Here is a 9,163-nt window from a genome sequence, read left to right as displayed (position 1 = left end):
AGCTGGCCAAGGATGTGGAGACCAAGGAGCAGATCGCTTCGACCGCCTCCATCTCCGCCGGTGACGTCGAGATCGGCGAGCTGATCGCCGAGGCGATGGACAAGGTCGGCAAGGAAGGCGTCATCACTGTCGAGGAGAGCAACGCGTTCGGGCTCGAGCTGGAGCTCACCGAGGGCATGCGCTTCGACAAGGGCTACAACTCGGGCTACTTCGTAACCGACCCCGAGCGCATGGAGGCGGTCCTGGAGGACCCCTACATCCTCGTGGTCAACTCGAAGATCTCCGCCAACAAGGACCTGCTGCCCCTGCTCGACAAGGTCGTCCAGTCGGGCAAGCCGCTCCTGATCATCGCTGAGGACGTCGAGGGCGAGGCCCTGGCCACCCTGGTGGTCAACAAGATCCGTGGCCTGTTCCGCTCGGTGGCGGTCAAGGCCCCCGGCTTCGGCGACCGCCGCAAGGCCATGCTGGTCGACATCGCCACCCTCACCGGCGGCCAGGTCATCAGCGAGGAGCTCGGCCTCAAGCTGGAGAACGCCACCCTCGACCTGCTGGGCAAGGCCCGCAAGGTGGTCGTCACCAAGGACGAGACCACGATCGTGGACGGCGGCGGCGACGCCGAGCAGATCGCGGGCCGGGTCAACCAGATCCGCGCCGAGATCGAGAACACCGACTCCGACTACGACCGTGAGAAGCTCCAGGAGCGTCTCGCCAAGCTGGCCGGCGGCGTGGCCGTCATCAAGGCCGGCGCGGCCACCGAGGTCGAGCTGAAGGAGCGCAAGCACCGCATCGAGGACGCCGTTCGCAACGCGAAGGCGGCCGTCGAGGAGGGCATCGTGCCCGGCGGTGGCGTGGCCCTGCTGCAGGCCAGCGCCAAGGCGTTCGACAAGCTGGAGCTCCCCGGCGACGAGGCCACCGGTGCCGCGATCGTCCGTAAGGCTCTGGAGGAGCCGCTCAAGCAGATCGCGGTGAACGCCGGTCTCGAGGGCGGCGTCGTGGTGGAGAAGGTGCGCAACCTCACCCCCGGCGAGGGCCTCAACGCGGCCACCGGCGACTACGTCAACATGTTCGAGGCGGGCATCATCGACCCGGCCAAGGTGACGCGCTCCGCGCTGCAGAACGCCGCCTCGATCGCGGCCCTGTTCCTCACCACCGAGGCCGTCATCGCCGAGAAGCCGGAGAAGAACGCGGCTCCCGCCGGCGGCGGCGGCATGCCCGGCGGCGACATGGACTTCTGAGTCCACCGACATGGACCTCTGAGTCCATCTCCAGAGGAGGCGGTTCCGTTCCGGAGCCGCCTTTTTCTGGTTTCCGCAGGGTTGGTTATCCCAGCGTTTTCACCCACCGGCCCCAGTGGGGCTGTGCATGGTAACCGGCGGCTTTCCAGGCGTGGTGCGCGAGGTCGTTGTCGCGCAGGACCATCGCGTCCGCGCGGAACGCCCCGAAGTTTTCGAAGCGCTTCTCCGCCGCCGCGATGAGGGCGGAACCGACGCCCCGGCGCCGGAATTCGGGGGCCACCGCGAGGCGGTAGAGATGGGCGCGCCAGCCGTCCCAGCCCGCGATGACCGTTCCTGCCAGGACACCGTCCAATTCGGCGACCAACAGCGCGTCCGGATCGTGGTCGATCAGGGCCGTCACCTTCGAGGCGTCGTCCTGGCGGTCGGTGTTCTCGGCGGCGCGCCGCCAGAATTCCAGGATGTCGGGAATATCGGCGTGGGTGGCCGGGCGGATGGTAACCATGGGCCTAGTGAACCAGTTGGGACGGGAGTGGGTTGGTGTGCACGATCGTCAGTGAGGTGACCGCGCGGGTGAGGACGACGTACAGCCGGGCCAGGCCCTGGGGTTCGGCCTGGGCGATGTGGGCGGGTTCGGCGACGATGACATGGTCGTACTCCAGGCCCTTGGCGAGGGTGGCGGGGATGACCAGGACGCGGTGGTCGCCGGTGGACTCGGGGCCGAGGATCTCATGGGCGGCGGTGAGGGCGGCCGAGACGGCGGGGACCGAGGCGTCGGCGACGATCACGCCGATCGAGCCCTCCCGGGCGAGCGCCTCGGCCACCGCCTCGGCGATGCCCGAAACCACGTCTGGCCTCTCCCGTACGGACAGGGAGCCCACACCGGGGCGCAGCGAGCGGGGCGGGGCGAGTTCGGGGGCGATGGCGGGGAGCAGTCGGGCGGCGTAGTCGAGCACCTCGCGGGGCACCCGGAAGCCCAGGGTGAGCTCGGTGACGGCGGTGACCTCGCCGCCGGAGCGCTCCGAGCCCTTCTCGAAGCCGAGATGGCCGAGCACGGTCTGCCAGGAGCGCGCCGACCACGGTGTGGTGCCCTGGGCCAGATCCCCGAGAATGGTCGCCGACCCGGTACGGCACCGCCTGCCCAGCGCCCGCAGCTGCATCGCCGACAGGTCCTGCGCCTCGTCCACCACCAGGTGACCGTGGGACGGGGTGCGCTCCATCAGGTCGCCCAGCTCGTCCAGGAGTGCCGCGTCGGCGGCCGACCACTTGGCCGACCGGTGGGATTTCGAGGGCTTCGCCCAGAGCAGCAGGGACTGCTCCTCGGCGGTCAGGTCGGTCTTGGCGGCCCTGGCCAGGAACTCGGCGTCGCTGAACAGCCGGTGCAGCACCTGCTCGGGCGTCAGCTTCGGCCAGGTCTGGTCGATCACCTGCCGGACCGGCTTCGACCGCGCCACCGCGTCCTGCACCCGGTCGTCGGGGGACTCGCCCCGGCGTTCCATCTGGACCAGGACGGCGTGCGCCAGCCGCTGCGCCAGCGCGGCCCGCCCGGGGTTGTAGCGGGTGGTCCCGCGCAGCGAAGCGACGATCTCCCGGACCTGGTGGTCGGGCACCCGGTAGCGGTTGACCCCCCGGGTGACCAGCACACCCTCCTCGGGTTTGGTGATGTGCAACCAGAGCGCCCGCCGGAGCACCGGGGCCATCCGGGCGTCGCCCTTCACCGCCGCCACGGCCGGGTCCTCGGGATGGGAGTGGTCGCCCAGGATGCCCGCCACGGTGGCCTGGTCCACCTTGACCTCGCCGAGCGCAGGCAGCACCGAGGAGATGTAGGACAGGAACGCCCGGTTCGGCCCGACGATCATCACGCCCGATCTGGCCAGCTTCTCCCGGTGGGTGAACAGCAGGTAGGCGGCCCGGTGCAGGCCGACGGCGGTCTTCCCGGTGCCGGGGGCGCCCTGGACGCAGACGGTCACCCCGAGGTCGGCGCGGACGATCTCGTCCTGGTCCGGCTGGATGGTGGCGACGATGTCCCGCATCGGCCCGGTGCGCGGGCGTTCGATCTCCGCGGTGAGGATCTTCGATGGGGTGAGCGCGCTTCCGGTGGTCAGGTCCTCGTCCTCGAAGGCGGTCAGCTCCCCGCCCTGGTAGCCGAACCGTCGCCGCCGCCCCACGTCCATCGGATCGGCGGGGCTGGCCTGGTAGAAGGCCCGGGAGACGGGTGCGCGCCAGTCGATGACCAGGGCCTGCCCGGCCCCGTCGTGCACGTGCCGTCGCCCCACGTGCATGGTGGCGGGCAACTCGTCGCCGGTGGCCGTACGGTCCAGGCGGCCGAAGAAGAGCGGAGTGTCCGGGTGGTCGGCGAGGGCGGCCACCCGCTGGTCGAGCAGGCCCTGCAGGACCTGCTGGGAGACCCAGTCGCCGGCCGCGTCCGCGGACAGGGACTGGGCGTGCTCGCGCATCGCGGTGAGGGCCGCCCGCGAGCGGCGCAGGTGCTCCCGCTCGGCCGCGAGGATGTCGGACGCCGGTATGTCGGGGGCGAGCTGGTGGGCGGGCATGCCGGAACTCCTGTCGGGTAGGCGGTGGAAGGCGCGAAACACAGGAGCTTACTCAGGCGTCCCCGGCGGTCCAACTGGTTTTCCGGCCGGTTGTCGATCCTTTGCTCGGGTACCTGTAGGGCGTGATGCGTACCTGGGCCACCGGCGTCGCCAGTCTGCTGCCGGCCGCGCTCCGGGGGCCGGCGGTGATCGTCTGGGTGGTCGCGGAGGGGCTACTCTTCGTCGGCGGCATTCTCGCGCAGTAATCCTGCGAATACGCTGCGAAACCTTATTGAATCGGCATGAGAAGTGCGCGAAAAAGATGCGCAAATCGCGTGATATAGCAGGACTATAGGGGTATGCCCGGATCCGGGCGTCCAGTAATTCTTGGCTGAGGGGGCCAAGGGCGCGAGGGGGTGATGCGGTTGTCTCGGGCCGGCGGAGTTTCGTGGACTTAACCATTCCTGACCCGGCGGGGAGCAACCCCGCCGGGTTTCTTCATCGCAGCACGTCGTCGGCGTCGATGATGGAGTACGCATAGCCCTGTTCGGCCAGAAAGCGCTGCCGGTGCGCGGCGAACTCCTGGTCCACGGTGTCCCGGCTGACCACCGAGTAGAACCGGGCCCCGCCCCCGCTCGCCTTCGGCCGCAACACCCGGCCCAGCCGCTGCGCCTCCTCCTGGCGGGACCCGAAGGTCCCGGAGACCTGGATGGCCACCGCCGCCTCCGGCAGGTCGATGGAGAAGTTGGCCACCTTCGACACCACCAGGACCTGGATCTCCTTGTCACGGAAGGCCTGGAAGAGCCGCTCCCGCTCGCGCACCCGGGTCTCGCCCTTGATCACCGGAGCGTCCAGGTGCGCGCCCAGCTCGTCCAGCTGGTCGATGTACTGCCCGATCACCAGCACCTGCTCGCCGGCGTGCCGCTGCACCAGGGCCTCGGCCACCCGCATCTTGGAGGGCGTGGTGGCGCAGAACCGGTACCGCTCCTCGTTCTCCGACATCGCGTACGCCAGGCGCTCCTCGTCGGACAGCGTCACCCGGACCTCGACGCAGTCGGCCGGGGCGATCCAGCCCTGGTTCTCCATCTCCTTCCACGGCGCGTCGTACCGCTTGGGGCCGATCAGCGAGAACACGTCGCCCTCCCGGCCGTCCTCGCGGACCAGGGTGGCGGTCAGCCCCACCCGGCGGCGGGCCTGCAGGTCGGCGGTCATCCGGAAGATGGGGGCGGGCAGCAGGTGCACCTCGTCGTAGACGATCAGGCCCCAGTCCCTGGCGTCGAACAGCTCCAGGTGCCGGTACGTGCCCTGCCGCTTGGCGGTCATCACCTGGTAGGTGGCGATGGTGACCGGGCGGATCTCCTTGCGCGTGCCGGTGTACTCGCCGATCTCGTCGGCGGTCAGCGAGGTGCGCTTGATCAGCTCCTGCTTCCACTGGTGCACGCTGACCGTGTTGGTGACCAGGATCAGCGTGGTGGCCTGGGCCCGGGCCATCGCCGCCGCGCCGACGATGGTCTTGCCGGCCCCGCAGGGCAGCACCACCACGCCGGACCCGCCGTGCCAGAAGGCGTCGGCGGCCTCCCGCTGGTAGGAGCGCAGCGCCCAGCCGTCCTCCACGAGCCGGATCGGGTGGGCCTCGCCGTCCACATACCCGGCCAGGTCCTCGGCCGGCCAGCCGAGCTTCAGCAGCGCCTGCTTGATGTTGCCGCGCTCGCTGGGGTGCACCGCGACCACGTCGGCGCCGAGCCGTTCGCCCAGCATCGGCTGGATCTTCTTGGCCCGGAGCACCTCCTCCAGGACCGCCCGGTCGGTGCTGGTGAGCACCAGGCCGTGCACGGGGTCTTTGTCCAGCTTGAGGCGGCCGTACCTGGCCATGGTCTCGGCCACGTCCACCAGCAGCGCGTGCGGCACGGGGTAGCGGCTGTGGTTGATCAGCGCGTCGATGACCTGCTCGGCGTCGTGCCCGGCGGCCCGGGCGTTCCACAGTGCCAGCGGGGTCACCCGGTAGGTGTGCACGTGCTCGGGCGCGCGCTCCAGCTCGGCGAAGGGCGCGATCGCCTTCCGGCAGTCGTCGGCCCGGGGGTGGTCGACTTCGAGCAGCAGCGTCTTGTCGGACTGGACGATCAGCGGCCCGTCGTTCACAGGTGCTCCTTCGGTGCGGGGTACCGACTATCCAACACGCCGCGACGCCGAATGAGTCCCACTTTGCTCAGCCGGGGCCCTCAGCAGGAGCCGGGGTTGTCCACGACGATGGGCCCACACCTCGCTCGGTGTGGGCCCATCCGGTGTCGATCATTGCGGTGCCGGTCGCCAATCCAGCCCGTGATCGACGCGGTGAACAAACGGAGGCCAGGATCATCCCCGCGTGCGCGGGGGGCGAATGAGTCTGCTTTTGCAGGGTCAGGACCATCCCTGTGTGCGCGACCAATTCATGAATTGGCCCGAATTCCGTTTCCACCCCCCTGGCATTCACTCTGCCTGACGCCTTGCGGCATTTCAACGCATTTAATTCACGTCGGCGACGCCGGTGATCCGGTGCAGCGCGAAACGGTGGATGGCGGCCCGGGTCTCGTCGTACGCGGTGAGGTAGCCGCCCTCCATTCGGGCCGGTTCCAGAATGCGGCTGGTGGCCTGGCCCTGGGAGTCCAGGTAGCCGATCCAGACTCTGGTGCCCTGGCGGATGGCGTCCTGGAGGGCGCTGATGGTGGCGGTGGCGGGGGAGCGCGGCAGCGCGCCGCCGGGCGCCTGACGGGGTTCCGTTCTGGTCTGGTGCGCGATGTCCCCGGCCCGGATGGCGCGGACCGCGGCGGCGGCCACCTCGGGGTCGGGGCCCGTCCCCCCGGTCACCGGGCGAGGCGGGACGTTCTCGGCGCGCCGGGTGTCGGCGCGGGCGACCATCACGTCCCCTTCCAGGGACTCGGCGACCGGGGCGTAGCCCATCGCGCGGAGCGCGTCCACCAGAGTCGCCCGGGAGGTCTTGGAGGCCAGCACCGTCGGCGCCAGCCGCCGCAGCCGCAGCGCTCCGGCCCTGCGGTCGGCCAGCACCTCCTCAAGCACGGCGGGGTCGTCGCACCGCACGTACGCGGAGGCGGTGCCGACCCGGAGCCGCCCGTGCCGGCGGGCCACGTCGCCCACCAGGTAGCGCAGCGGCTGCGGGACCGGGGTGGTGGAGTGCCGTTCCAGGCGGATGAGCAACTCGTCGGCGCTCTGGCCGGCGTCCAGGACGCGACGGATGGAGTCCTCCGAGAACCGGTACACCGTGGCCCCGCCTTTGGACTCGATGTCCGCCGCCAGCCCGAGCCACCTGCCGAGCTCGCTGGTCAGCGGTCCGGGGGCGATGGCGGTCAGGTCGGCTTGGAGCAGCACGTGGTCGACGGGCTCCGGCAGCAGCGGCGCGAGCACCTCCGCGGCGCCCGGGGCGGTCGAGGCTGTGGCGGCCGAGGCGGCGGTCGCGGCCGGGGTTGAGGTCAGCAGGGCCCGGCCATGGCCTGACATCACTCCTAATCCGGTCGTTCCCACCAGTTCTGCTTCGCGGAGCGTGAATTCGGTGAACTCCATGCGGTGCGTGCCCCGCCGCCGGGGGCGCTCCCAGGCCAGCCGGTCCAGTACGGACTCCGTCGAGGGCGCCAGGCCGGGTTCCGCCGCGGCGAGCACGGCCAGGGTGCGGGTGCGGACCTCGGCGGCGGCCGAGCGGCGCAGGTCGGGGTGGAGGGCGTTGACCAGCCGGTCCCGCTCGTCCCTGATCCCGGCCAGGCCGGGGGCCCGGTCCATGGTCAGCCAGGCCGTGGCCAGGACGGCCCAGCGGTTCTCGGCGGGGCGCACCCGCCAGGTGTCGTACGCCGGGGTGGGCAGCCACTCCCCGTCCACCGTGCCGCCGGAGGCGATCAGGCCGGCCGCGTGGGCCACCTCGGCCAGGAACGCCGCCGTCCACTCCGGGACGTCCAGGCGTTGCGCGGTCCGCTTCAGGTCCCGTACGGCCAGGCCGCCCGTGCGGAGCACACCCGGGGGGTCCGCGCCCCACAGCTCGCAGAGCTCCTCCACCAGGCGGACGAAAGTGAACGCCTGGGCGGCGGCGGTGCGGTCGGCCAGCGCCTGGTCGCGGGTGATGCCGTCCAGCGGGGGTGGCTCGGGAGAGATCTCCCGGTGCAGGCGGCCCTCGCGCAGGACCATCGCGACCTCCCTGGGGAGCGCGACGCTCTCCGCGCCGGTGGCGCCCAGCAGGCCCCTGGCCAGCAACTCCTCGATCGGAGACTGCGCGGTGGCGACGCGTACCTCGCGGCGGGCGTTGGGCACTCTGCCACTCGGCGGGCCCCAGGCGAGCTCGTTCAGCGCGGCCTGGGCGGCAGGGGAGAGCTCCGCCAGCAGTCTCCTGATATTTCCGGCTTCGGCGAACACGGTGGTAAGCCGGTCGCGCGGCGACCCCTCGCCCGGGGCGGCCGGGGCCTCGGTGATGTCGGTGAGCAGGTCCTCGATCGCCTCCGGCGCATGATGACGGAAGACGTCGGCCACCGGAGGACCGAGCCCGGCCGGCGGATCCAGGGCCTCCCGGACGCCGGGAGCCAGTCGCAGGGCGTCGTCGGGGCCGTACATGAGGGCCATGGTGCGGAGCAGGTCGAGCGCGCCGGAGAGGGCCGCGGGACCGAGCGGGGTGCCCGAAGCGAGCAGGGTGGCCCGCAGGGCGGGGAGCGATGTCGGCTCGGGTTCCAGGGAGAGGGATTCGGCGACCGTCAGGGTGAACCGGTCAAGCCGGTCCAGGGCGCGGCCGAGGGCCGACGGCGTGCTCGCCCGTGACGCCAGGCCGTGCAGATGAGCCGGAACCGGGGTGATCAGCTCGGGACGGGACATGGCGAGGGCGCGCAGTTGCTCGTCCGTCCGGCTGCGCAGCCACTCGGTGAACCCGTCGCTCATCCTTTCCATGGTAGGAGCACCCGTCAGGGGCGAAGTCGCCGGGGATTTCCCCGTCGGTCTCGCATGCCCTCCCCGGCTGGGGCAGTATGACGAGGGTGCTCGAGCGTGCGGACCAGCTCGTCCTGGACTTCGTCGGCAGGGTCGCCGACGCCGTCCACGGCCGCATGCGCCCCGAAGAACGCCTCGACTTCGTCAACCGGGTACGCGAACGCATCGAACAGGAACGCGCCGGCAGCGACGACCCCAGAACCGTGGCCAACCTCCTCGCCAGATTCGGCACCCCAGCCGAACTGGCCGACCGCGAGATCCGCCGTCTGCACGCCGCCCAGAACCCCCCGGCCCCCGAGAAACCCTCCACCGAAACCAAACCCCTGCCCGCCCAGCCCCGCCGCCCGGCGCGCCCCACCCCACCAGGGGTCATGCACTACCGCGGAGAAGCCCGCAAGGCCCTCGGCCGAAAAACTGAGCGCTCCGCGCCTGCCGGGTATGTCCCAC

The 9,163-nt window shown here is 71.2% G+C and carries 6 protein-coding genes and 1 pseudogene; 3 read left to right on the top strand and 4 right to left on the bottom strand.

Going from position 1 to position 9,163, the window contains the following annotated elements; genetic code table 11:
* A partial coding sequence (gene groL / locus KIP79_RS45515) for a chaperonin GroEL (protein WP_214111311.1) occupies positions 1-1,235 on the top strand: 1,235 nt, incomplete at its 5' end.
* 85 nt (positions 1,236-1,320) lie between these two features.
* On the opposite strand, the gene KIP79_RS45510 is transcribed toward groL, so the two are convergent.
* Together KIP79_RS45510 and KIP79_RS45505 are read right to left on the bottom strand one after the other, a co-directional pair.
* Positions 1,321-1,737 carry a GNAT family N-acetyltransferase gene (locus KIP79_RS45510; protein ID WP_214111310.1) on the bottom strand — a complete coding sequence of 139 codons (417 nt, stop codon included), beginning with the start codon at positions 1,735-1,737 and terminating at the stop codon, positions 1,321-1,323.
* A 4-nt stretch (positions 1,738-1,741) separates the two neighbouring features.
* Positions 1,742-3,784: a HelD family protein gene (locus tag KIP79_RS45505; protein ID WP_214111309.1), complete on the bottom strand. Its 2,043-nt coding sequence runs from the start codon at positions 3,782-3,784 to the stop codon at positions 1,742-1,744.
* Positions 3,785-3,906: 122 nt separating this feature from the next.
* Here KIP79_RS45505 and KIP79_RS48860 point away from each other — a divergent pair, with 122 nt between their 5' ends.
* Positions 3,907-4,029, top strand: coding sequence for a hypothetical protein (locus KIP79_RS48860; protein WP_256447791.1), 123 nt, complete (start codon positions 3,907-3,909; stop codon positions 4,027-4,029).
* Between the two features lie 232 nt (positions 4,030-4,261).
* Here the strand turns inward: KIP79_RS48860 and KIP79_RS45500 are convergent, their stop codons facing one another.
* Positions 4,262-5,902, bottom strand: coding sequence for a DNA repair helicase XPB (locus tag KIP79_RS45500; RefSeq protein WP_214111308.1), 1,641 nt, complete (start codon positions 5,900-5,902; stop codon positions 4,262-4,264).
* A gap of 363 nt (positions 5,903-6,265) precedes the next feature.
* Positions 6,266-8,668 (bottom strand): helicase-associated domain-containing protein, encoded by a 2,403-nt coding sequence (locus KIP79_RS45495; RefSeq protein WP_214111307.1) that lies wholly within the window; start codon positions 8,666-8,668, stop codon positions 6,266-6,268.
* Between the two features lie 95 nt (positions 8,669-8,763).
* Here KIP79_RS45495 and KIP79_RS45490 point away from each other — a divergent pair.
* Positions 8,764-9,163 (top strand): annotated as a pseudogene (locus KIP79_RS45490) (hypothetical protein); the annotation flags it as partial.

Origin of the sequence: Acrocarpospora catenulata, assembly GCF_018476525.1 — a bacterium.
Classification (GTDB): Bacteria; Actinomycetota; Actinomycetes; order Streptosporangiales; family Streptosporangiaceae; genus Acrocarpospora; species Acrocarpospora catenulata.
This window is presented reverse-complemented; position numbering and strand designations above follow the sequence as displayed.

Excerpts from the sequence above, each read along its gene's own strand:
- KIP79_RS45495 (WP_214111307.1), bottom strand. The coding sequence starts at position 8,668 with ATGAGCGACGGGTTCACCGAGTGGCTGCGCAGCCGGACGGACGAGCAA.
- KIP79_RS45505 (WP_214111309.1), bottom strand. The coding sequence starts at position 3,784 with ATGCCCGCCCACCAGCTCGCCCCCGACATACCGGCGTCCGACATCCTC.
- KIP79_RS45510 (WP_214111310.1), bottom strand. The coding sequence starts at position 1,737 with ATGGTTACCATCCGCCCGGCCACCCACGCCGATATTCCCGACATCCTG.